The organism is Paenibacillus antri (assembly GCF_005765165.1).
GTDB classification, from domain to species: domain Bacteria; phylum Bacillota; class Bacilli; order Paenibacillales; family YIM-B00363; genus Paenibacillus_AE; species Paenibacillus_AE antri.
Genome location: NZ_VCIW01000039.1, coordinates 1 through 25555 on the forward strand (window position 1 = coordinate 1; position 25555 = coordinate 25555).

Annotated in this window: 13 protein-coding genes and 2 pseudogenes; 14 read left to right on the top strand and 1 reads right to left on the bottom strand. The window is 60.7% G+C overall.

The genetic code is table 11. From position 1 onward, the window contains the following. The first annotated feature begins 75 nt into the window (after positions 1-75). Complete coding sequence (locus FE782_RS31180; RefSeq protein WP_138198251.1) at positions 76-861, top strand: aldose epimerase family protein; 786 nt, start codon at positions 76-78, stop codon at positions 859-861. A gap of 159 nt (positions 862-1020) precedes the next feature. Here FE782_RS31180 and FE782_RS32490 read toward each other — a convergent pair. Next, positions 1021-1143: pseudogene (locus FE782_RS32490) on the bottom strand (hypothetical protein); the annotation flags it as partial. Positions 1144-1271: 128 nt separating this feature from the next. Between FE782_RS32490 and FE782_RS33045 the strand changes: the two are divergent. The 13 genes and pseudogenes from FE782_RS33045 (at position 1272) to FE782_RS31245 (ending at position 25411) form a co-directional block, all read left to right on the top strand. Then, positions 1272-1471, top strand: a pseudogene (locus FE782_RS33045) (helix-turn-helix transcriptional regulator). Positions 1472-1669: 198 nt separating this feature from the next. After that, on the top strand, positions 1670-1945 hold the full coding sequence (locus FE782_RS31190) for a hypothetical protein (protein ID WP_138198252.1): 276 nt from the start codon (positions 1670-1672) through the stop codon (positions 1943-1945). A 276-nt stretch (positions 1946-2221) separates the two neighbouring features. Beyond that, entirely contained in the window at positions 2222-9079 is a 6858-nt protein-coding gene (locus FE782_RS31195) for a putative Ig domain-containing protein (protein ID WP_138198253.1), read from the top strand. Between the two features lie 122 nt (positions 9080-9201). After that, entirely contained in the window at positions 9202-12942 is a 3741-nt protein-coding gene (locus tag FE782_RS31200; protein WP_138198254.1) for a PA14 domain-containing protein, read from the top strand. 159 nt (positions 12943-13101) lie between these two features. Beyond that, positions 13102-14055, top strand: a complete 954-nt coding sequence (locus FE782_RS31205) for an ABC transporter permease (protein WP_238392729.1) — start codon at positions 13102-13104, stop codon at positions 14053-14055. 12 nt (positions 14056-14067) lie between these two features. Beyond that, positions 14068-14964 (top strand): carbohydrate ABC transporter permease, encoded by an 897-nt coding sequence (locus FE782_RS31210; RefSeq protein WP_138198255.1) that lies wholly within the window; start codon positions 14068-14070, stop codon positions 14962-14964. A gap of 67 nt (positions 14965-15031) precedes the next feature. Then, complete coding sequence (locus FE782_RS31215; RefSeq protein WP_138198256.1) at positions 15032-16981, top strand: type 2 periplasmic-binding domain-containing protein; 1950 nt, start codon at positions 15032-15034, stop codon at positions 16979-16981. 175 nt (positions 16982-17156) lie between these two features. Beyond that, positions 17157-18782 (top strand): response regulator, encoded by a 1626-nt coding sequence (locus tag FE782_RS31220; RefSeq protein ID WP_158299628.1) that lies wholly within the window; start codon positions 17157-17159, stop codon positions 18780-18782. A 5-nt stretch (positions 18783-18787) separates the two neighbouring features. Beyond that, on the top strand, positions 18788-20530 hold the full coding sequence (locus FE782_RS31225; RefSeq protein WP_138198258.1) for a sensor histidine kinase: 1743 nt from the start codon (positions 18788-18790) through the stop codon (positions 20528-20530). A gap of 106 nt (positions 20531-20636) precedes the next feature. Beyond that, positions 20637-23303 (top strand): 3-keto-alpha-glucoside-1,2-lyase-like domain-containing protein, encoded by a 2667-nt coding sequence (locus FE782_RS31230; protein WP_158299629.1) that lies wholly within the window; start codon positions 20637-20639, stop codon positions 23301-23303. Positions 23304-23315: 12 nt separating this feature from the next. Further along, entirely contained in the window at positions 23316-24467 is a 1152-nt protein-coding gene (locus FE782_RS31235; RefSeq protein WP_138198260.1) for a hypothetical protein, read from the top strand. A gap of 47 nt (positions 24468-24514) precedes the next feature. Then, positions 24515-25027, top strand: coding sequence for a hypothetical protein (locus FE782_RS31240; protein WP_138198261.1), 513 nt, complete (start codon positions 24515-24517; stop codon positions 25025-25027). 63 nt (positions 25028-25090) lie between these two features. Further along, complete coding sequence (locus FE782_RS31245; RefSeq protein WP_138198262.1) at positions 25091-25411, top strand: SGNH/GDSL hydrolase family protein; 321 nt, start codon at positions 25091-25093, stop codon at positions 25409-25411. The last annotated feature ends 144 nt before the right edge of the window (positions 25412-25555 follow it).

The window sequence follows — 25555 nt, forward strand, 5'->3', positions numbered from 1 at the left end:
AGTGACCTCCTCACGAATGATTTACGCTGTCTTTCAACAACGCATACGGATCATTCTAGCAGGAGGCGCTATGGAGTGGCTTACTTCGTCCGGAACGACGTGCCGGAGACGCTCGGCGGCGAGGCGATGCCGGATCACGGCGAAATTTGGTCGCTGCCGTGGGAGTACGAGGTGCGGCGCGAGGCGGACGAAGCAACGGTAAAGCTGTGGGTGGAGACGCCGGTGTCCGCGTGCCGCGTGGAGAAGACGATCCGGCTGCGCTCCGGCGAAGCGAAGCTGCGGTTCTCGCATCGGCTGACGAATGTCGGCCGCGGCGAGCTGCCGTATTTATGGAAGCTGCATGCGGCGGTGAAGGCCGACGAGCACGGCCGGATCGACGTCGGCGCGGGGCGGGCGTACCTCGAGGATTTCGGTCCGCCGCGCACCGGCAAGACGGGCGTCGGCTACGATTGGCCGTTCGCGGCCGGCGAAGACGGAACGCGCCACGATATGCGGCTGTGCCTCCCGGCGTCGTCCGCCGTGAACGAGTTCCAATATTTGACGGAGCTGACCGGGGGTTGGTGCGTGTACACGGACACGGCGTCCGGCATCGGCCTCGGCCTCGCCTTCGATCCGGAGGCGTTCCCGTCGTGCTGGCTGTTCGCGACGTACGGCGGCTGGCGCGGCCTGTCCACCGTCGTGCTGGAGCCGTGCACCGGAACTCCGATATCGGTGACGGACGGCGTCGCCGCGGGCACCCACCGGACGCTGGCCGCCGGAGAGACGTTCGCGACCGAGGTGACGGCGGTCGTCTACGGCGGGCTGAAGGCCGTGACCGGCATCGACCGCGACGGCAACGTAACGGGAGAGACGAAGCCTTGAAGAGATTCGGAGGAACGTCCGTGCCCGCGAAGGGCGGCGCGACCGGTATCGGTTGGCCGGTGACTGTTTTGGATGCATCTCGGCTGCCTGCCCTCAAAGGTTCGTTCGACAATTGTCGGCATATATACTTCAGCCCCGCCCAGCAGGCCGACGTCAGCATCAGCGGCCCCGACTGGAATACAGCTCGGCATACGGCCCCTGCATGTCTAGCAGCTCCCGGTGCGTACCTTGCTCGACGACGCTCCCGTTCCGCATGACGAGAATCAGGTCGGCATCGCGGATCGCGCGGGAGGCGGGGAAGGCGTCGGGGACGCTCCCGCCTTTTTCCATGTGCTGTTATGTTAAGGATACTTTGCATTATGTTAAGTAAACTGTATACAGGAGTATGTTGACGAGGGAGGTGTGCCTCCATGCTGAGGAATCGGGTTCGGGAGCTGAGAGCCCGCTTTCAGTTTACGCAATCGGAGCTGGCGAAGCGGGCGGGGGTCACCTGGCAGACGATCGCGTTCATCGAGAAGGGGAATTTTCCCCGTCCGTGGCGCTTGCGCTGCGGATCGCGGGACATTTTCAATGCAAGGTCGAAGACGTGTTTTGGCTGGAGGAGGAGTGAGAATGATCAGACTGCTGCGTTCGCCTGCCGGCGGTCCCGTCATGGCTCGTTCCCTACGTTAATGTCGCCTTGGCCGTCTGCGTGCTGCTCACGCTGTCGTGGCTTGCGGCCGTCATACTGCATAATCGCAGGCATCCGAAACAGAAGGTATGATGGTCGGGATTGTATCCCGTAGAGTTCAGAGAAGAGGACGAGGGGATGCGCTGGCTGACGTTCGAGGCGTGCAGGAAGGTGTATATATTCTTCTATTTCGCCTTGCCCTTCGCCCTGATCCTTCTGTTCCTGTTTCCGGACAATCGCTGGCTTCCCATTCTGCTGATCGCGGCGCGGGTTTGCAATATTCGATTTACTGGTCCGTTATTCTCAAAGGGAAGCTCGGCGACGAAGAGGAGACGACATAGACGCCCGCGGCCGGGCAAGGAAAGCATGGAACGGGAAGGCGCCATGCAGCGGTCCGGATACGCCGTCTGGTAAGCGAGGCTCGCGTCGATAAACGCGTTCAGCCTCGCCTCGGGCGCGCTTTCGCGGCGCATGCGTTCCAGAATATAGGCTACGTCTGGATTTGTTCGGTCTCAACTCGTATAGAAATCGAACGTTACCCATTTCGCGTTCCCTTTTCATCAAAATGGAATCTGTTCACGGCTCGATCCGGTTCCCTATAATGGGGCCAGTTCCGGAAAGGGGGATGGAAACAGAACGTCAACCGTCAACGCCATTTTGAGAAAATTGAGGAAAAGGAGTGCTTGGTTAATGAAAGCGCGAATTCGAAAATGGACGTTCGTCTGTCTGGCCGTCTTCATGGCGCTCGGCCTGGCCCAAGGGTACGGATTGCCGGCGCCCGCATTTGCGGCCGACCCTAATGAAACCGCTTACTATGTGTCGAATACCGGGAGCGACGCGAATTCCGGCACGATCGACGCGCCGTTCGCCACGCTCGAGCGGGCGCGCGACGAGATCCGCGAGCTCAAGTCGTCGTCGGGCTTGCCGGCCGGCGGCGTCACCGTGTATGTTCGCGGCGGCGAATACGAGCTGTCGCACACATTCGAGCTGAATGAAGCCGATTCCGGCGCGTCTGACAAGCCGGTCGTCTATACGGCGTATCCCGGCGAGTCGGTGTCGTTCGTCGGAGGTAAACGGATCGACTCGGCACTGTTCGCGCCGGTCGCCGATCCGGCCGTGCTCGCGCGCATCCCGTCGGAAGCGCACGGCCGCGTTCTGGAAGCCGATCTGGCCGCCGTCGGCATGACGGACTACGGTACGTTGCGCGCGCACGGGTTCGGACGGATGCGGTTGCCGTCTCCGCCGGAGCTGTACGTCGATAACGAGCCGCAGACGCGGTCCCGCTGGCCGAACGAAGGTAATGTGCCGATCGCGGAGGTGCTCGACCCGGGTTCGCACCCGCGCAGCGGCGACTACCGCAACTTCGGCGGCACGATCCGCATCGAAGAAGACCGGATCGACCGGTGGACGCAGGCCACGCAAATGTTCGTCGGCGGCTTTTTCTTCTACGGCTACGCCAACGACAACCTGACCGTTCAGTCGATCGACCCGGAAGCGAATACGATCACGTTCAACGAACCGCATCAATACGGCATCCAGAACCACGAAAGCTGGAACCGGATCCACGTGTTCAACCTGCTCGAGGAAATCGACATGCCGGGCGAATATTTCGTGGACCAACATACCGGAAAGCTGTACTGGTATCCGGACCGGCCGCTCGCCGGCGCCAAAATCCAGGTATCGGCCATGGAAGAGCCGCTGTTCGCGATCGAAGGAGCGTCGAACGTCACCGTCAGCCGGTTTACGTTCGAGGTCGGCCGCGGCATGGGCATCTACATGGAACGCGGCGAAAACAACACGATCGCCGGCAACACGATCCGAAACTTCGGCACGAACGGCATCGCAATCGGCCAGGGCGCGCTCGGGCCGAACAAGGACGAGCAGCCGTTCATTGCGTCGCCGGTATCCCGCGTGCAGGGCTCGTGGATCGAACACAAATACCACAATTCGGCGTGGAACCAACTTGGCGGTACCGGGCACCGGATCGTCAGCAACGACGTGTATTCGCTCGGCGCCGGCGGCATCTTCGTTGGTGCCGGCGATCGGAAGACGCTGACGCCGGGCGGCGTCGAAGTCGTCAATAACCGAATTCACGATTATAACCGGATTGAAAAGGTGGACGCGCCGGGCATCCTGATCAACGGCGTCGGCAACCGGGCCGCGCACAACCTCGTGTACGACGCGACCCACATGGGCATCCTCGTGTTTGGCAACGACCACATCATCGAGAAGAACGAAATTCACGACGTCGCCAAGGAAGCGAGCGACGCCGGCGCGTTGTACATGGGGCGCAACCCGAGCGAAAACGGCAACGTCATCCGGCATAACTTCTTTCATCACATCCAGACGAGTTTCGTCGGCGGTCCCGGCGTGCAGGCGGTTTTCCTGGACGACGGCACGAGCGGCCAGCACGTATACGGCAACGTGTTCTACATGGCCGGCGGCGCCGGCGTCAAGCTGCATGGCGGCAAACACAACGTGATTGAAAACAATGTGTTCATCGACATGACGCACGCGAACTTTTTCCAACTCTGGACGCTTGAAAACTGGATGGGACAGATGAACGCCAACCTGTTCAAAACCCGGCTGCTGACCGACGTCAACATTCTCGCGCCGCCGTACAGCACGAAATATCCGACGCTGGCGACGTACTACGACGAGAACCGGCGGGCGACGCCGGTGCCGGTCGAAAGCAATGTCGTCCGCAACAACGTGACGGTTCGGACGCCGAATTTGCTGTCGGCCGGACCGGGACAGCTCGGACAAAACTACGCGACGCAAACCGATCCGGGGTTCGTCGACGCGACGGCGATGCATTTCGCGCTTCGTCCCGATTCGCCGGTTTACGATGCGTTGCCCGGCTTCGAGCCGATCCCGTTCGAAGAAATCGGGTTGTACGCGGACGAATACCGGACCGATCTCGACACCGAGCTCGGCGCGTTCGATTTGCTGGAGCCATCCGTTGGGACGACCGGCGTCGATCCGCTCGCGCCGCTCGTCCTGTCGTGGGAACCTTCGGCGAACGCGGGCATGTACCGGGTGACGATCGCGGAAGACGCGGCGTTCGCGACCGAAGTGTTCCGCACCGAAGCGACCGAACCGCAAGTGACGGTAACGTCCGCGCTCGAATACGGCAAGACGTATTATTGGAAAGTGGAAGCGAGTCCGCGCTCCCGCTCGTACGAAGGGTTCCGGGCGAACGAAGGCGGCCCCGGTTCGTTCTCGACCGCTGCGGCCGATGCGGTTCCGGGCAATCCGACGATCGCGATGGTCGGAGAAGCGATTGGCAGCGTGGCGCTCGTCTGGCCGAAGATGCCGAATGCGACGTCGTACCGGGTGTACCGGAGTTACGGAAGCGGTTCGGAATACCAATTGATTGCCGAAACGGGGATGCACGAAGCTTCGTACGCGGACGGAACGGTGTCGGGCGTCCTGCCGTTCTCCTACGTCGTCAAAGCGGTCAACGCGCTCGGCGAAAGCGCGGCTTCGAACGCAATTGCCGTTCCCGCTGCGACGAGCGCCTTCTTCGCGGACGATTTCGAAAGCGGCGACAAGGAAGGCTGGCTCGATGTGACGCCGGACGCTTGGACGATCGCCGCGGACGGTGACGGTCACGCGCTCGCGACTGCGGACGACACGGGATCGCGCCGGATCGGCGAGGTGGCCGCGCAGTCGTACGCCGTGGAAAGCAAGGTGCGGGTGCAGGCATGGACCGGCGGCGATTCGGGACGCGTCTTCCTGTTCGTCGGCGAATCGGCCGGACGTTACGAGCTGGCGCTCTCCGGCGACGGCAAACTTGTCCTGGAGCGGCCGGGAACAAGCTTGCGCGCCGAAGCGGACTTCGCCGTGCAGCCGGGCGAGTGGGTGACGCTTCGACTCGCCGCGGCGGGCAGCGACATCGTCGCATTCGCGAACGGCGTACCGCTGCTGGCGCTGACGGGCGCCGCACCGCTTGCGGCCGGCGACGCGGGTGTCGCCTACGACGGAGCCGAAGCGGCGTTCGACGACTTCGGCGTGTTGATTCCGAAGTGGGACAGCGTGCCCGAGCCGTGGACGGTCGAGGGAATCAACGCGTTGCCCGCGTACGGAGCGTCGGAAGACGGTCGATTGACCGTACGGACGGCCGGGTCGGACGTCTGGTTCGCGTCCGATTCGTTCGGATACGTGTATCAGCAAGTGACGACGCCGGAGACGGGACGCCTCGTGCTGAAAGCGCGGCTTAACTCGCTCGTGCGCCTGGACAACAGCACGATGGCGGGTCTCATGTTCCGGTCAAGCGACGCGGCGGACGCGGCGAACTTCTATCTCCGCGCCTATTCGAACGCGATTCTCCACACGACCGTGCGCCCGCGGGACGGCGAATCGACGACGTATACCCAGGTGCCGGCGGTCAGCTATCCGATCGACATGATGATCGTCCGCGAAGGCGACATGTTTACGAGCTACTACAAACAAGGCAACAATTGGGTGAAACATACCGAACGGGAATTGAATTTGCCGGAAACGTTCCTTGTCGGTCTCGCCGTCGCTTCGCACCAGGGAGCGGCCTATACGGAAGCGGTCTTCTCGAATATCGAGCTGTATGAAGAACCGCTGCCGCTTGCCGGCGCGACGCTGCAAGCCGACAATACGTCGGTAAGCCGTCCCGGGGATCAAGTGCAACTGCAGTTTTACGGGCGGTACGGCACCTATGCGCTGAAACCGATAGACGCGTCCGTCGTCACGTTCGCGAGTTCCGACCCGTCGGTGTTCATGGTCGACGCGAATGGCGTCGCCACGGCCGCCGAGGAAGGCGAGGCGACGATCACCGCAACGGCGACGCTGGACGGCACCGTATACGAAAGTTCGATTTTGTTGCGCCATGATGTGCCGGGACACACGCCGATGTTCGTGACGGAGAAGCCGTGGACGGGCGTCGACGTCGCGCCCGCCGGCTGGAAAGGGTGGCCGGGATCGTTCAACTATGAACGCGGCTGGTTTATCGTCCGCGCGTCCGGCGACGACATATGGCGCAATCAGGACGAGTTCCATTTCGTGCAACAACCGTACAGCGGCGACGGCGTCTTTATCGCCAAGCTGGAATATCAGGAAAATACGAACTCCTGGGCGAAGGCCGGCCTCATGGTGCGCGAATCGCTGGATGCGGGTTCGAGGTATGCGGCCATCTTGCTGACGCCGGCCAACGGGGCACAGATGCAGGCGCGCGCATCGAGCGGAGGAACGTCGACCGCCCATGGCACCGTCTCCGGCGTCAAGGCGCCGTATTGGGTCAAGCTGGAACGAAGCGGCGACACGTTCCGCGGCTACGTGTCCCCGACAGGCGAAGAAGGAAGCTGGCAGCTCGTCGGAACTGTCAACGTCGCGCTCGGCGCCGAAGCGTACATCGGCCTTGCCAGCACGTCGCATACGAACGCCGTTGCCAACCTGTCCGAGTTTTCCCAGGTGTCCGTCTCGCCGGAAAACCGGACGACGGCGGTCGGCGAGACGCTCGCCATCCGGTTGGCTTCGGAAGACCGCGACGGCAACCCGGTCGTATACGGATTTGCGGGGGAACTGCCGGCAGGCGCAACGCTCGATCCGTACACGGGACAATTCGAATGGACGCCGGTTGCCGCCCAGATCGGCACGCATTTGCTGACCTTTACGGTAACGGACGTGCCGCCGGCGGGCCGACAGCGATCGTCGGAAACGACGATTCGCGTCGACGTGACGCCGTCCGTGCAGGACAAAGCCGCGTTGCGGGAAGCGATCGCTATCGCGCAGTCGTTCGCGGCGCACGACTATACGCCGTCTTCGTGGGCGGTATTGGCGGCGTCGCTTGAGACCGCGTTGGCAGTGGACGGCGACGCGGAAGCGGTCCAGGAAGACATCGACGCGGCGACGGCTGCCTTGACCGCGGCGATCGAAGCGCTGGAATATCGCAACCGAGGGCCGGTGTTCGTCACGACCGATCCGTGGACCGGCAGCGATATCGGAGCGACGGCGATTCCCGGGTCGTTCGCGGCGTCGGCCGGCACGTTTACGGTTCAGGGCGCCGGCTTCGATATCTGGCGCCTGGCCGATCAGTTTTATTTCGTTCACCAGCCGTTCAGCGGCGACGGCACGTTCGTCACGCGGATGGTCAGTCAGCAGAACACGTATCAATGGGCGAAAGCCGGCCTGATGATCCGGGAGACGTTGGATGCCGGATCCCGCTACGCGTTCATGCATCTGACGCCGACGAACGGGGCGCACTTCCACTCTCGCCGGACGACGGACGCGAGCGCGACCGCGCACGGCAGCGTATCCGGCATCAAGGCGCCGTACTGGCTCAAGCTGGAGCGGTCCGGCAACACGTTCCGCGGATACGTATCGGCCGACGGGCGCGACTGGCAGCTTGTCGGAACGGTGACGGCGACGATGGGCGCCGACGTGCGGGTCGGGCTCGCCGTGGCGTCGCATGCGAACAACCAGCTCAACACGAGCGTGTTCGACAACGTGGCCGTGCCGCCGGCGACGCGCCGCTACGAAGCGCTGGCGAACGAGCCGCTCGCGTTCGCCCTCCAGGCGATCGACGCGGACGGCGACGCGATTCAATACGGAACGCCTGAGCCGTTGCCGGCCGGCGCGACGCTCGACCCGGCGACGGGCGCGTTCGCGTGGACGCCGACCCCGTCGCAGGCGGGCACGCATGCGATCACGTTCACCGCGTCCGACGCCGAACGCGGCGCAAGCGCGCAGCCGGCCGCGCTCGCGGTGACGATCGCCGTGACGGCGCCGCCCGTGGACATTACGGCGCTGGAAGCGGCGATCGCCGACGCCGAATCCCGGATCGCGCATGATTACACGGCCGAATCGTGGGCCGCGCTGGAAGCGGCGCTCGCGAACGCCCGCGCCGTCCGCGCCGATCCGGACGCGACGCAGGCGGACGCGGACGAGGCGGCGGCGGCGCTGGAAGCGGCGATCGCGGCGCTTGCGACGACAGCGACGGGCGTGCCGGGCAAGCCGGTGCTGTCCGACGACAACGGACACGACACCGGCTTGCGCGACGGCGATTACACGATAGCGATGAACATGTGGTGGGGACCTAACGGCACCGCGTATAAACTGTACGAAAACGGCGTACTGATCGATGTACAAACGTTGCCGAACGGTTCCCCGGCCGCGCAGACCGCCGTAACGAACGTGTCGGGCAAACCGAACGGCACGTACGTCTACACGTGCGAGCTGATTAATCCGCTCGGCTCGACCGCATGCGATCCGTTGACGGTGACCGTAGCCGACGCAAACCCCGGCATGCCCATGTTGTCGAACGACAACTGGGACGGCGACGGCAGCTTTACAGTGACGATGAACATGTGGTGGGGGACGAACGGCGCGACGTACCGGTTGTATGAGAACGGCGTTCTCATCGACGAAGTTCCGTTAACCGCGCAGACGCCGAACGCGCAATCCGCATCGACGACCGTGACGGGTCGGGCGCCTGGCACGTACGCCTACACCGCCGAACTCGTCAATGCGGCCGGCGCTACGCAGAGCTCAACGATGGAAGTCGTTGTGACGCATTAGCGCCGGATGGCTTGAAGTCATTCTTCTTTCGTCCGCTCGCAGGCCGTTCCGAACGGTTTGCGGGCGGATGTTCGTTGCCGCAGGACCACGTTGATCAAATGTAGTGAAAGGAGAACCATGTCATGAATTTTCGGAAATTTCAATCTATTCTGGTCGCCGCATTGCTATTCGCTCTCGTATTCCCCGCCGTGCCCGGATTGGAGTTCGGCGGCGCGCAGGTCGCTTCGGCGAACCCCGGTCTCGCGTTGCACGTGGCGACGACGGGCAGCGATACGACCGGAACGGGGACGATCGACGCGCCGTACGCCACGCTGGAGAAGGCGCGCGACCGCATCCGTCAGGTGAAAAGCGCGACCGGGCTTCCCGCCGGAGGCGTCGTCGTGTACGTGCGGGGCGGCGAGTACGAACGGACGACGTCGTTCGAATTGACCGCCCAGGATTCCGGCACCGCGGACAAGCCGATCGTGTATACGAGTTATCCGGGCGAAACGGCGACGTTTTCGGGCGGAAAGAGGCTCAGCCCGTCGTTGTTCGCGCCGGTCGCCGATTCGTCGATCCTGTCGCGGCTGCCGCAGGAAGGACGGGGGCATGTGCTGCAGGCGAACCTCGCGTCGATCGGTCTGAACGCAAGCCATTTCGGCGTATACAAGGCGCACGGGTTCTCGCGGCAAGTCGATCCGGCCCCGCTTGAACTGTTTATTGACGACGAAGCGCAGACGCTCGCCCGTTATCCGAACGAAGGCAAGCTGCCGATCGTGTCGGTCGTCAACCGAGGGTCGGATCCACGCGGCGGCAATTACGCCAACATCGGCGGCACGTTCAACTATTACAACGGAGTGATCGGCGACGAGCGGCCCGACCGGTGGACGACGGCGACGGAAGCGGTCATTTTCGGCTATTTCTACTGGGGATTTTCGGAAGACAACATTCCCGTACAATCGATCGATCCCGCAGCCAATACGATTACCCTGGCCAAACCCCATCTGTACGGGCTCATCGACAACACGCAGTTGAACACGAACACGCATCGTTACTATGCGTTCAATTTACTGGAGGAGATCGACATGCCGGGCGAATATTTTTTGGATCGCGGAAACGGCATTTTATACGTGTATCCGAAACGGCCGCTCGCCGGCGCGAAAATCCAGGTGTCCGTCATGGAAGCGCCGCTGTTCGCCCTGGAAGGCGTGTCGCATGTCGAAGTGAGCCGGTTCGTCTTCGAAGTCGGCCGCGGCATGGGACTATACATGGAAGGCGGTGAGCACAACAAAATTGCAGGCAACACGTTTCGCCATTTCGGCACGGTGGCCGTTTCGGTCGGCCAAGGCGCGTTGGGACCGGACCGAGACGTACAGCCGTACGTGGCCACGCCGGCCCCGCGCGTCATCGGCGGAATGCGGGAACATTTGCACGAGTTCTATATGGGCAACCATACGGCATGGAATCGGCTCGGAGGCACGAACCATCAGATTGTCAGCAACGACGTGTACGGAACCGGAGCGGGCGGCATCTACATCGACGGAGGCGACAGGAAGACGCTCATGCCCGGCAACCATAACGTCGAGAACAACCGGATCACGAACTTCAACCGCAGGGACCTCATGCTCAAAGCGGGCATCGTGATGACGGGCGTCGGAAACCGGATCGCGAACAACAAAATTTATGAATCGCCGGCCAACGCGATTCTGCTGCATGGGAACAACCATATGATCGAGAAAAACGAAATGCATCACCTCCTCTACGGGGTGGATGACACGGGAGCCGTTACGATGGGGCGCAATCAGGGAGAAGCCGGCAATGTCATTCGCCATAATTATTTTCACCATCTGGACTCGTCGGTCGGAAGTTTCGGCGTGCAGGGCGTGTTTCTCGACGACGGGACGAGCAACCAGACCGTATTCGGCAACTACTTCTATCAGGTGCCCTCGTCCGTCAAGTTGCACGGCGGCAAGCACAATACGATCGCCAACAATATTTTTATCGACGGGACGTCTTCCATCACCTTGTGGCTTTGGACCATGGACAACTGGAAATCGCGCATCAACGAAAGTTTTATGCGGGCCCGGCTTCTGAACAGCAATCCCGCTTCCGATCTCGGCGTCAACATTTTGGCCCCGCCGTACAGCACCCAGTATCCAACCCTGGCGACCTACTTCGCCGGCAATCCGCCGGTGCCGACGGACGTGCCGATCGAGAGCAACGTCATCACGAACAACGTCTCGTACCGGATGTTCCGCGTGCTGAACGGAATCGAGCAGTACACGTTGCCGTCCGGCGGCGTCAACAAGTCGTATACGGTCGATCCCGGTTTCGTAAACGCGGCGGCCGGAAACTTTGCGCTCGCAAACAACGCGGTCGTCTATCAAGACATTCCGCAGTTCCAGCCGATCCCGTTTGCGGAAATCGGCTTGAAGACGGATGCGTACCGGACGTCGCTGACCGGCGAACCGGTCGTGTGGGAATATTGGACCGGCGTCGCCGGCACGTCCGTCGCCGACATTCCCGTGAACGCGGAACCGTCCGGATGGATGCCGCTCGGCAAACTCGAAGGACCGACGAACTGGGGGAGCGACTACGGCGCCCGCGTCCGCGGCTATATTACGCCGCCGGCCAGCGGTTCGTACACGTTTTATATCTCGGGCGACGACAACGCAGAGTTCTGGCTCAGTTCGGACGCGAACCCGGCGAACAAGGCAAAAATCGCCCTCGTCACCGGCTGGACGACTCAGCGGTTCTGGACGAAATACGACGCCCAGCGATCTCGCGCCGTCAACCTGACAGCCGGGCAAAAATACTATTTCGAAGTGCTGCACAAGGAAGCGGCCGGCGGCGATTATATGGCGGCCGGCTGGACGGGACCGGGCATCCCGAACGTCACCGTCATCCCGGGCAGCGCCTTGACGCCGTACAAGGGGCCGGGCGCCGTCGTGCGCGAGCAATGGAGCGGCGTCGCCGGCACGGCCGTATCGGCGATTCCGCTGAACGCGCCCGTATCGGCCGTGTCAACGCTGACGAGCCTGGAGGGGCCGGACGTCGGCCACAACTACGGCGCGCGCGTGCGCGGCTACATCGTGCCGCCGGCGAGCGGATCGTACACGTTGTACGTGTCCGGGGACGACAATGCCGAATTGTGGCTGAGCACGGACGCGAGTCCGCTGAACAAGACGCGCATCGCCCGCGTGCCCGGCTGGACGAACCCAAGGCAATGGAACAAGTACCCGGAGCAGCAGGCGGCCGCTCGCAACCTGGTGGCCGGCCAGCGGTATTACGTCGAAATCCTGCACAAGCAGGCAACGGGCGGCGGGCATGTCGCAGTCGGCTGGTCGGGTCCGGGACTCGCCGGCATTGCCGTCGTGAACGGCGACGCGCTGTTGCCGTACAACCCGTCCGGCAACGTCACGCTGGAGTATTGGACCGGCGTGGCGGGCAACACGGTCGCCCAGATTCCGGTCGGTACGACGCCGGCGGGCACGGCGCCGCTCGGCCGGCTGGAGACGCCCGTAAACTGGACCGACCAATACGGCATGCGCATCCGCGGCTACATCACGCCGTTCGCGGACGGAGCGTACACGTTGTATATTGCGAGCGACGACTATTCGGAATTGTGGCTGTCGACGGACGACCAGCCCGGAAACAAGGTCCTCATCGCGTCTGTCACGGACTGGACGAATCCGCTCCAGTGGAACAAGTACGCAAGCCAGCAATCGGCGCCTGTGCAGCTCGTCGCGGGCAAGCGATATTACATTGAAGTGTTGCACAAGGAAGGAGCGAACGACGACCATGTGGAAGTCGGATGGACGGGGCTCGGTACCGGAACGATCACCGTCATCCCCGGCACGGTATTGTCTCACTACTTGCCTTAAGACCTTGAAGGGGCGGAACCTCGGTTCTGCCTCTTCTTTTCCGTATGACGAAAGAATCCCGTTCCCTTTTGCCCGTTTTCGTGACTGTACCGTTCCGGTTCCGACCGGGATAATTGAACTTGGAAACAGGCCTAATTCGGAGACGGGAGAGAAGCATCGATGGAACCGATTGCAAACGAGGCGACGGCACCCGCCGCGAACATCAAGAGCGACTCCTTGTGGCGACGCATGAGACGGGACCGCGCATTTTACATGTTGCTCGCGCCTGCGATCCTGATCGTGTTCGTGTTCGCCTATATGCCGATTCCCGGCATTCTGGTCGCATTCAAGGACTACAAGGTGCTTAGAGGATTCTGGGGCAGCGAATGGGTCGGGCTTGCGAATATCGAGAAAATTTTCGTGTTGCCCAACATGATCCTGGCGATCTGGAACACGTTTTGGATCAGCTTGCTCAGTCTTGTATTCCTGTTCCCGGCGCCGATCGCGCTCGCGTTGCTGCTCAACGAAGTTCGAGTGCAGTTGTTCAAGCGCGTCGTACAAACGTTGTTTTATTTGCCCCACTTCCTGTCGTGGATTTCGGTCATCGGCATCGCGTACGCGTTTTATTCGATTTACGGACCGCTCAACGATCTTAGGGTCGCGCTCGGCGGTGAAGGCACGGAACGAATCATGTTCATGGCGGAGCAATCGATGTTCGTGCCGAACGTCATTCTGCTCAACCTGTGGAAGGAGGTCGGTTGGGGGACGATCATCTTTCTTGCCGCCATCGCGTCGGTCGATCCCCAATTGTACGAAGCGGCCCACATGGACGGAGCCAACCGGCTGCAACAGGCGTGGCATATCACCTTGCCGTCCATCATGCCGACGGTCATGATCCTGCTCATTCTCCAGCTCGGCAATTTGTTTAATGTGAACTTCGAACTGATTTACGGTTTGCAAAATCCGTTTATCAATTTCGAAGTCATCCAGACGATTGTGTTCAAATTCGGCATCCAGCAAGGCAGTTACGCGATTGCGACGGCGCTCGGGTTCGTCCAGGGGATAATTGCGCTCGTGTTGACGATCGCGGCCAATTACGGCGCGAAAAAAGCCAGCGGCGTCGGCATCTGGTAGGAGGTGGCGGTCATGCACTATCGAAGCAAGGCGTACTCCCTGTTTGCGGCGATCAACATCGTCTTTCTGACGCTGCTGGCGGCGGCGATGACGTTCCCGTACCTGAACACGCTCGCCATCGCCCTGAACGACGGGCAGGACAGCATGCTCGGCGGCATTACGATTTACCCGCGCGAACCGACGCTCGACAATTTTGCAACGATCGTGAAGAATGCGGCCATGATCAAGTCGTTTTTCATATCGGTATCCCGGGTGCTCATCGGCACGTTCCTTGCGTTGGTCGTCCAGTTTTTCTGCGCCTACGCGTTCGCAAACCGGAACCTGACAGGACGGACGCCGCTGCTCATTTATTTTATGATTCCGATGTTTTTCAGCGGCGGCCTCATTCCGACGTACTTGCTCTATTCCAAACTCGGACTGCTGAATCATTTTCTCGTGTACGTATTGCCCGGCGCCTTCGCGTTCTTCAACATGATCATCATCCGGACGTACTTGTACACGCTTCCCGACAGCTTGCAGGAATCTGCCCGAATCGACGGCGCCAGCGAGTTAACGGTGCTATTTAGGATCATCGTGCCGCTCTGCATGCCGATCGTCGCCACGATCGGATTGTGGACGGCCGTCGCCCATTGGAACGACTGGACGACGACGCTTCAGTTCGTGACGAATCCGGATTTGTTCGTGCTGCAATACAAATTGATGCAGCTCATCCGGGAAAGCGACACGATCGCGGCGCTTATCCGCCAGGCGATCGAATCGGGAGAGACGAACATCGAGCAGGTGCCGACGACGCCGGAAGCGATTCGCGCCGCGCAGGTCATCGTCACGACAATTCCGATTATTCTCGTGTACCCGTTTCTCCAAAAGTATTTTATCAAGGGCGTGTTGATCGGATCGGTCAAGGAATAACCGGGCAGGTGTACTATTCCCGTATCGGGAATCAGTATAAACAAAAACACTCACAGGAGGGTAAAGCATGAAACGAAGCAAAAAGGGACTGGCGCTCGTCCTGACGATCGCCCTTTTCGCAAGCGTGTTGACCGCTTGCATGGGCGGGGGGGACAGCGGCGGGAACGCGTCGCCCGCTCCGAGCGCAACGCCGACGGCGACGCCGTCGGCGTCCGGTGACGGTTTCCAGCCGCTGCCTACCGATGTGCAAGAGTCGTCCGACTTGTCGGACTGGACCGGCAACTCGCTCGATTTGACGGTTTGGTTCGCGCACGGCACGACGGCAGACATCGACCAACGTAAATCCGAAGGCGACGTCGTCAATCCGGAAATCAAACGGGTTACCGGCGTTTCGCTGAATTCGGACAAGTGGTTCGACAACAACGGTCAGACGGCCGACGTTAAGCTGGGGCTGCTCGCCGCGTCGAACGACTGGCCGCATATCGGCTCCAACGTGCCGGTCAAGGATCTGGTTGAAGCGGACAAAATTTACGACCTCACCGAGCTGTTGCCGAAATACGCGCCCAACATCATGAAGAAAATTGTGCAAAATCCGGCGTTCTCCACGATTTTCGGGGGACCGAACAACGGCGACACGAGGGTGACGGGCGGTTTCGAAGGCAAAATTTACGGCGTACCGTTGAATATCCGCGACTACATCCCAGAAGGCATCGACATCTCGAAGACGTTGTATTCCCCGGTCGAATGGGATTTCGTCTGGGTGCGCGACGATATTCTGAAGAAGCTGTATCCGAACGCCAAAACGCGCAAGGAACTCGAGCAGCTGCTGGAAACGCAAGGCCACTTTACGGAAAATGACATTTTCGACGTACCGATCAACAGTAAAGAGGACTTCTACAAATTCTTGTACGACATCGACGCGTTGAACACGAAGGAAGGCAGCCAGAACGTGGAGACGTTCTTTACGTTCTCGGGCGGCGACAACTGGCCGCTGCTCACGTTCCTGTCCGGCGCGCTGAACGGACATACGGCGAGAAGCAACTACTTCACGTATTGGGATAAGGAAGAACAGAAGGTCAAATGGATGTACAAGGAGCCGTTCTTTATCGATACGCTCCGCGAGATGAACCGGCTCTTGCGCGACGGCGTCGCGTCCAAGGAAGCGTTCGTCGATCCGGCCAATACGTTCCGCGAGAAGCTCGACAACGGGCTGTACGCCGTCTCGTACGCGTGGCACGAACCGAGCCGCGAATTGCTCGAGAAGTCGGGCAAACCGTACGGCTATCGCCGGGTGTTCCTGAACATTCCGCCCAATTCCGCCAAGTTCCCGATCACGACGCCGAACCCGGTGCCGAACGAAAACATCGTCATCTTCAAAGACAGCGTCAAAGAGGAAGACGTGCCGCAAATCTTGCGCTGGCTCGATTACCTCGTCTCCGACGCGGGCGAGAACCTGCGCTGGTGGGGGCCGCGCAGCGCGGGACTGTTCGAGGAGGCGAACGACAAACGCCAATTCAAGGATCAGGAACTCGCCGACCATTTCGTCTACAACAAACCGACGGACAAGGCGTTGTACTACAACCTGTTCAACGGCGGACGCGAATCCGGCAACCGCACCGGCGTATTCACGTTCATGAACAACAACGGGGCGAGCGTGATTCACAATGAGTTCCATCCCGAGTTCCATTACGAGCGGAAGCCGGACGCCAATCTCGTGAACACGTATTTCAACTCGACGCGCGTACGCAAGCTCGACATGGTGCAAACGGGCATCCTTCCGAACATCACGTCGTTCACCGCGACGATTCCGGAAGTCGAGGAGACATGGAAAGCGCGGCAGGCGTTCGAAGACGCGCTCGTGAAAGTGCTTGCCGCGTCGAGCGAAGCCCAGTTTGAACAACTGTACAACGAGTTCGTCACGCTGGCCGAGCAAAGCGGATACGACGATGCCACGCTTGCGCTGATCGACCGGACGTTCCGGGAAGAAAACGCCGAATACATGGACAATCTGAAATAATGATCGGTCCGAAATCCGAATCCGATCCAAGCGTTAACATGAAGTCGGCTGGCGTTGTCGCCAGCCGATTTCATGGCGAACGGCAAAATAGTTCACGGAATACGTCAGAATGTTCCCTGTTCGGTCGTTTCGCACACACGCTATAATGGAGGGTGCCAGGAAAGGAGATCGAGCCGTGTACAAACTGGTCATCGTGGACGACAACCGGCTGGAGCGGGAAGGGCTCGGCAACGTGCTCGACTGGAGGTCGCTGAAAGTGGACATCGTCGGCACATTCGCCAACGGCAAACAGGCGCTCGAGCGCTTTGACGGGCTGCGTCCGGACGTGCTGCTGACCGATATCCAGATGCCGGTCATGAACGGGCTTCAACTGGCCGAAGCGATCCGGGAAAAATGGCCCGAAACCCGCATCATCTTCATGAGCAGTTACGACGAGTTCGATTACGCGCGTTCCGCTCTGCGGCTTCAGGTAGAAGATTACCTGCTGAAGCCGATCCGCAAGGAAGCGCTTGCCGACACGGTCCGCAAAACGCTCGCCGCGCTGGAATCGTGGCTTCAGAGCAAGCGGGAACGGGAAGGGATGATGCGCCAGATCAAGAGCGCCTTGTCGCTTTATCGCGAACAATTTTGGCGAGACTTGCTATACGGCAACCGGCAGAGCGCGGAAGATATCCACGACCGACTCGTCATGCTGGAGTTGGAACCGTGGCCGGCGTTGTGCCAGGTCGTCATCGTGTCGCTCGCTTGGGACGAGACGGACCGGTCGCAGGCCAACGTAACGGACAAATACTATTACATGTACATGATCCAGAAAGCGGCCAAAGAACAACCGGAGGTAGGTCTCGCCGTCCATACGGCCCAAATTTCGGACCGCGACATCGCCGTCATCTACTGCGCGGCCGATCGCGGAGACGGTTCGCGATCGATGGTGGATGCCGTCGTCAGATTTAAGGAACGGATCGAATCGTTGTCGCCGTATTCGTGCGCGGTCGGCGTCAGCGAAACGAGCGACCGTCTCGAGAAATTGCCGCAGTTGTACAAACAGGCGAAGCTGGCGGCCGAAACGCGGTATTTCGGAGAAACGCCCGGCGGACGGCTCGTTCTGTACGAAGAGATCGGACGGACGGCCGCAGCCGATTTCGAGACGGCCGTCGATTTGCAGGAGTTGTACCGGGACGTCAAGAGCATCGTGGCGGATCAGATGCCGGCGGACGTATTGTACGACAAGTATTTGGAACCGACGCGGGCCTATTCGGAAAAATACGTCCGAACGCTGCTGCTTGCCGTCATGCAATCGATCGAACTCGTATATGCGGAAGCGGGCAAGAAGTTTCGGGACACGAGCGCGGCGAACGGCTTCGGCACGGCGGAGCGATGGTCGTCGATCGCGGACGTCGCCCGCACGGTCGGCGCGATGCTGGAATCGGCCGCCGCCCAGCTTCAGGTGGACAACAAATCCCAATATGAACTTATGGTAGACGAGATCAAGGCGATCATCGCCAAGCAATACCGGGAGCCGATCACCGTGCAGACGATTGCGGACCAGGTGTATATGAGCCCGAGCCGGGTCAACAACATTTTCAAGATGATTACCGGCCGGACGATTTTCGATTACTTGACCGAATACAGGATGGAAAAGGCGAAGGAGCTGCTGAAAGATCCGTTCAGCCGCGTGTATCTGGTCGCCCAGGAAGTCGGATATGCGAACAAATCGCATTTTTGTCTCGTATTTCGCAAATTTACGGGGTTGTCGCCGAGCGCTTACAAGGACAACCTATTTCCGAAACAACAGGAGGACTGACGGCCATGCGCGGCGGAATCCGTCTGTTCGGGCGACCCGGCGGTCTGTCTTATCGCCACAAACTGACGGCCGTCATGATGCTGGCCATTCTGGTTCCCCTTGCGGTCGGCAGCTTGTGGGTTTCGTGGCAATTCCAGCAACAGACGACGCGGGACTGGCTCCAGGATTACGGCGCGGAACTGGACATCGCTTCCGAAACCGTCGGCGACATGCTGCTTTCTACCGTACAGAAATCTTTGTTCCTTGGCAACAACTTGTCGGTCGGCCGATTTATCCGCTCCGACTACCGGGAGGATTTAGCCGCTTACTTGACAAATCTCAAATATATGTCGGACCTGATCGGCGCGTTGGAGTCCGATCATCTCGGCCAGAAGATTGTCTTGTACGTCTGGAACGAGACGATGTACAGCAATCAGTTCGTCCGTAACGCGGACGAACTGTCAGTCGGGCTCCAGGATATGATTCTCGGTTCCGCCATGGAGAAGCCGGTCATCCGGCTCGTCGACGTCGGCAGCGGGGGATACGACCTTCATCTGTATGCGACGATCAAAGACTTGCAAAACGTGCTCGCCATCATCGAAATCCGCATGGAGTTTGAGGAATGGACGCAGCCGTTCCGGGGCGCGCTGCCCGAAAACAGCTTCCTGGCCATCGTTGCCGAAGACGGTACGCCGATTCCGATCGCGGTCAACGAGGTCGACGAACGCGGCATGGAAGACGCCTTTCGGGAGCATGCCGGCGGCGACAAAACCGGCCGCTATTGGTCCGTCGAATCGGTCGTGCCCGTATGGGAACGTCCCGTCGTGCTGTTCGTCGATCCGGCGCCGTTAATCGGGCAGCTGCGCGGGTACATGGTGCTTGCCGCCGTGCTGGTCGCGGTTGTCATCGGGGTCGTGTATTTTACGATCAAAAGCGTGTCGAACGCGTTGACGAAACGGTTGTATCTGCTTGTCAAAAACATTACGTCCCGCGCCGATCTCGGCAGCTCCGGCATCGATACGGCGCCCGCGACGGCGGCTTACGACGAATTCGACGTCATCGACAAACGGTTCGCGGACTTGGTAGAGCGCATCCACGACCATTACCGGACAATCAAAGATTTTGAGCTGGAAAAACAAAAGCTGCGGGCGAAAATTTTGCAAGTCAACATCAACCCGCATTTCCTGTACAACACGCTGTCGGCGATCAAATGGACGTTCCCCGACGACCGGCTGACGTCGCTGATCGACGAGATGGTCGATTATTACCGCATTTTTCTGAACAAGGGACAGTCGCTCCAGTCGATCCGGCTGGAGACCCAAATGTTGAAATCATATCTCGACATCCAGAAATTCGCATACGGGCTCGATTTCGCGTATGCGATCGATGTCGACGACGATGCGATGGACGCGCTCATTTTGAAAAATCTATTGCAGCCGATTGTGGAAAACGCATTCCTGCACGGCATCAACGGCATGGAGAGCGGCGGGTTGATCGAAATTCGTGTCGGGCGGTACGGCGAACGGCTGGCCATTGCGATCCGCGACAACGGCGCCGGCATGCCGCAAGAGCTGCTCGTCTCGCTCCTGCGCGGCCCGGTGCATACCGGCGCAAAGCCGTTCGGCGGATACGGCTTCTACAATGTGCGCATGTGCCTCGAGGTGTTCTATGGTAGCGATGGCGACATTCGCGTGGAAAGCGCGCCCGGCGCGGGCACGACCGTGCGGCTCGACCTGCCCGCGCTTTCGGACAAGGGAAATCAACCATGATGGACGACGTCAAAACATTACACGCGAATTGACCAAAAACGCACACGGGATTCCCAAGGCGTTCTCTTTATAATGGGGACTATGATGATGAGAGGAGTGCAATATGATGGCAATCCACCATAGGTTCGGACGGCTGATCGCGCTGGCGCTCGCCGTAGCGCTCGTCGCCGCGGCGTTACCGCCGCCTGCCGCACACGGGAGCGGCACGACGTATTACGTCGATCCGGCGACCGGGCAGGACGGGAACAACGGAACGTCGCCGTCCGCCGCCTGGCGTACGCTCGGCAAGGTGAACAGTTGGACGTTCCAGCCCGGCGACACGATTTTGTTGAAAGCGGATTCAGTGTTTATGGATCAGTATCTCGATTTCTCCGAATCGGGCGCGCCCGGGGCGCCGATCCGCGTCGGCATGTACGGCACGGGACGCAAGCCGGTCATCCATTTCGGCAATACGCGGGTGGATGGCAACGGCTTCGGCGTCCGGCTGAAAAACGTGTCGTATTTCGAGGTAAGCGACCTGGAAATTACGAGCGGCGTCCATCCGGGCGGGAACAGCAGCGCGGCGGACATTCGGCGGCACGGCGTGTTCGTCGTCGGCGAAGGCGCCGGGGCGGGACATTTTCAACATATTTATGTGAAAAATCTGTATATCCATCACATTTACGGCACCGACCGCCGGACGGGCGGCATCAACTTCCATGCGAAAGGGACATCGTCGGACCCGGAAAGCACGTGGAACCATATCCGGATCGAAAACAACGTCGTCATCGACGTCGCCGACACCGGCATCCAACTGATGACCGACGCACTGACGGATCAGGCTTCGGGTTGGCAGCACGAGTTCGATGCGTTCACCGACGTGGTCATCCGCAACAATTACATCGAGCGCATCCACCGCGACGGCATTCTGACGCGCGCCAGTGATCGGCCGCTCGTCGAATACAACACGACGAACAAAATCGGCAAGGCGACGACGGTGAACCCGGCGGAAGTGTCCTATCTCGACGATATTCACGTCGTTGCCGCGCAATGGGCGTATTCGACGCGGGAAGCCGTGTTCCAGTTCAACGAAGCGTTCGACACGCGCCGGTTGGGCGGCGACGGGCAAGCGTGGGACTTCGACCAGTACGTGTACGACAGCATCTATCAGTACAACTACAGCCACAACAACCAGGGCGGGACGTTGCTCGTCATGTGGTATACGGACAACAACACGTTCCGGTACAACATATCGCAGAACGACCTCGACTTGTCGCGTTCGGCGTTCGATTTTCAGTCGCAGCCGAACATGCTGCCGGGCAACCTGTTCGTATACAACAACGTCATCTACAGGACGTTGCACCAGACGAATCCATTGACGAACGGGCCTCCCGGTTACGGCAAGAAGGCGGTTTTCAAAAACAACATCTTCTACAACACTGCCGGCGGCGGATATTCGACGAGCCCCCATGTCGAGTACAGTCACAATCTGTTTTACGGCAACAACGCATCGCAGCCGAACGACCCGAACAAGCTGACCGCCGACCCGCTCTTCGTCAACCCGGGCAGCGCGTCGAGCAAGGCGACGGCCGACGGGTACAAGCTGCGCTCCGGTTCGCCCGCCATCAATTCGGGGACGACGATTACAAACCCGGGCAGCCTTGATTTCTTCGGCAATGCGTTGTATAACGGGACGCCCGACCGGGGCGCGCACGAGTTTCGCAACGACTCGCCCGCTCCGGAGCCGCCGTCTTCGCCGACCGTCCTGTTCGAGGATCGGTTCGGCAGCGTATCCGGCGACTGGACGGCGGCGCCGTCGAACGGATGGGCCGTGTCCGGGGGTACGTACGCCCTGACGAATACGGGCGGGGAATCGATCGCGACCGCGGGCGGCGCCGGCTGGACCGACGTCGCGTACGAAGCCGCCGTGCGGCTGCAGACGGCGAACGGCAACGCAGGCCTCGTGTTCCGTTACGCAGACGCCGACAACTACTACATGTTCCGCTTGAACGCGGCCGCAAACAAATTGGAGTTGCTTAAACGGTTGTCCGGCTCCTTCACCGTCGTCGCGGACGAATCGTTCGCGGTGCCGCTGAACCAGTATGTGACGCTGAAAGCGGTCGTCGTCGGCAACCGGATCCGCGGGTACGCGAACGGCGCGTTAGTCGTCGACTGGACGAATCCCGTCACGCAATTGTCCGCGGGCAAAATCGGCTTGCGCGCCCATTCCTCGGCCGCCGCGTTCGACGATGTCCTCGCGACGGCGGTGCCGGCGAACGGATTACCGCTGTCGGAGACGTTCGAATCCGGCGCCGGCAACTGGTCGACGGTCGGCGGCACGTGGACCGTCGCGACGGACGGCGGCAAGGTGTACGCCCAGACGTCCGTTTCCGGCGAAGCGATCGCATTCCGCGGTTACCGGTCGTGGGGCGACTACACGTACGAAGCGAAAGTCAAATTGAACACCGCGCTCGGCAATGCGGGTCTCGTGTTCCGGTACGCGGACAAGGACAACTTCTACATGTTCCGGCTGAACGACTTCGGCGACAAGGCGGAACTGTACAAAAAGGTGAACGGCGTGTTGACGCTGGAAGCCGACTCGCCGCTCGCGGTCAACACGGGCCAGTTCTATACGCTGAAAGTGATCGTCGCCGGCAACGCGATCAAGGGATACGTGAACGGAGCGCCGGTCGTCGACTGGACGAACCCGGCGACGCAGTTGCCGAAAGGGCGGATCGGGTTCCGCGCGCATTCGGCGTCGGCATCGTTCGACGACGTGTCGGTGACGGAATAGGAGAGGATGCGCATGTTCGGCAGGAAGTCGAACCGCTCCATGATCTGCGCGGCAACGATGCTCGTTGCGGCGACAGCCGTCGCGGCGACCGCCATCGCGGTGGCCGTCTCCGGCGACGGTCGGCTGGCGCCGGCGGACCTTCCGCCGGCGGTCGCCGTCGAGATCGACGGCGTACCGGTGTACGCAGACGAATTCCGGGCGGTGTTGGCGGACGTTCGGCTTGAAGTCATGGCCGAATTCCACCGGTTGTATGGCGCGGATGTCCACGACCCGCGGTTCTGGACGATCGCCTACGGCGGCGACGCGCCGGGGCAAGGCGAGCGGCCGGGACGAATCGCGGCGGAACGGACGATCCGGGAGCTCGTCCGGATGCACGCGGTGCGCAGGGAGGCCGCGGAGTTAGGCGTGCCGGTCGTTCCGGACGCCGAGGCGGGTCGGCTGTCGGAGCGACTCGCGAACGCCAACCGGGAACGCCAGGAGAAGCTTGGGCGCGGCGAACCGGTATTCGGCACGGTCCGATTCGACGAGACGACATTCCGGCGTTACGAGACGGACCGGCTGGCGCTGGACGCCGTCGCGGCGCTGGCCGAATCGGAAGCCGCGAACGACGAGCGGCGGCTTCTGGCGTATTATGACCGGATCAAGGCGGAAGGGTTCGCGTTGCCGGCGTCGCTCGACGTTCGGACGATCGAGGCGCCGTACGCGCTGGAGCCGTCGCCCGGCCGTTCGACCGAAGAGGACGCGTTCAGGGAAATCGCGCGGTTGTCCGCATCGATAAGCGGCCGAGACGACTTCGAACGGTTATGGATGGAGCTCGCGGAACGATCGGACCGGGACGGAGGCCGCGTGGAGAAGGCCGCGTACGCGTTCCGTCCGGCAACGAGAAAAAGCGACGCGGAGCGGCATCCGAAGCTGGTCGAAATCGCAGAAGCGCTCGACGTCGGGCGGCCAAGCGAGCCGTTCCACGACGAAGGCCGGTACCGCTACGCGATCGCGCTCGTGACGGACCGTGCGGACAACGGGGCTCAGCCTTATGATGACGTTCGCGACCTTGTCGCTCGGCTGTACGCCGAATCGCTGTTCGAGGAGAGGGTCGAGGAGCGGGTGCGCAGATCCGAAGTCGCCGTTCGCGAAGAGGTTGTCGAACGTCTCGCCGGCGAATAACGGGCGGAACGACGCATCGATCAAACAGGGATGCGGGAGGAGTTGCGATGAACAGGTTCGGGAAGAAGTTGTTCCTGTGGATGTTGGCGCTCACGATGGCGCTCGGGGCGGCCGTGCTGGGACTTCCTGACGGGCGGGCGCATGCCGACTGGAACAACCCGGTTGTTTTTTCCTCGACGTTTCAGAACGACAGCATGGCGGGATGGACGGTCAACCGGCCGACGTGGAGTATCGGGAACGCATCGGGACAATATTGGCTACGTACGACAGCGGAAGCGGGCGAAAACATCGCCTGGGCGGGACAATCGCACTGGTCCCGGTACGCGGTCGAGAGCAAAGTGCGCATCGAGCATCCGTTGGGCAACGGCGGCATTTTGTTTCGCGTGACGGACGCAAACAACTTTTATCTGTTCCGCCTGAATTTAGCCACTGGCAAAGCCGAGCTGTACAAGAAGACGGCGGGCCAGCTCGTTTTGGTAAAGGATGCGGCCTACGGAGCGAGCGCCAACGTATGGTACACGTTGAAGGCGGAAGTCAAGAGAAATGAGGTTCACGGGTAAGTTGCGTATACCGGCATCTGCCTGACGGACAACATCAACTGTTTTTCGCCGAACGGCATCGGAATGAGCAATCTCGGAACCAACGATGCGATCTTCAACGTCTCGGAACCGTCCTTTCGGCAAACGCAAACGGCGTTTTTGCAGCAGCTCCGGCAGAAGCACCCGAACGCGCGCATCTATGTCATGCGTCCGTTCAAGGGGCACCACGCCGCCATGACGCAGCAAGCCGTTCAGGACCGGATCGCCGCGGGGGATACGAACATCCGGTACGTGGACACGACCGGATGGTTGACCGCCGGCGATTACCAGACGGACGGCCTTCACCCGAACGACGTCGGCATGCAGAAAATCGCCAACCTGCTGGCGCCTGTTCTCGCTCAGTAACGAAAATACGTTCGGAACCGCAAAGGGACCGCCCGCCGTGCCGCCACGGTGAACTGTGACCCGTAAGATGGACACTTTGAAAAAAGTGACCCTCTTACGGGTCATTTGTGTTTTAATCAGACTACACGAGGATGCGGGGCTGAC

Coding starts and splice junctions, on each gene's coding strand:
- FE782_RS31235 (WP_138198260.1), top strand. CDS start 23,316: ATGTTCGGCAGGAAGTCGAACCGCTCCATGATCTGCGCGGCAACGATG.
- FE782_RS31210 (WP_138198255.1), top strand. CDS start 14,068: ATGCACTATCGAAGCAAGGCGTACTCCCTGTTTGCGGCGATCAACATC.
- FE782_RS31245 (WP_138198262.1), top strand. CDS start 25,091: ATGAGCAATCTCGGAACCAACGATGCGATCTTCAACGTCTCGGAACCG.
- FE782_RS31205 (WP_238392729.1), top strand. CDS start 13,102: ATGGAACCGATTGCAAACGAGGCGACGGCACCCGCCGCGAACATCAAG.
- FE782_RS31215 (WP_138198256.1), top strand. CDS start 15,032: ATGAAACGAAGCAAAAAGGGACTGGCGCTCGTCCTGACGATCGCCCTT.
- FE782_RS31190 (WP_138198252.1), top strand. CDS start 1,670: ATGCGCTGGCTGACGTTCGAGGCGTGCAGGAAGGTGTATATATTCTTC.
- FE782_RS31225 (WP_138198258.1), top strand. CDS start 18,788: ATGCGCGGCGGAATCCGTCTGTTCGGGCGACCCGGCGGTCTGTCTTAT.
- FE782_RS31230 (WP_158299629.1), top strand. CDS start 20,637: ATGGCAATCCACCATAGGTTCGGACGGCTGATCGCGCTGGCGCTCGCC.
- FE782_RS31240 (WP_138198261.1), top strand. CDS start 24,515: ATGAACAGGTTCGGGAAGAAGTTGTTCCTGTGGATGTTGGCGCTCACG.
- FE782_RS31195 (WP_138198253.1), top strand. CDS start 2,222: ATGAAAGCGCGAATTCGAAAATGGACGTTCGTCTGTCTGGCCGTCTTC.
- FE782_RS31200 (WP_138198254.1), top strand. CDS start 9,202: ATGAATTTTCGGAAATTTCAATCTATTCTGGTCGCCGCATTGCTATTC.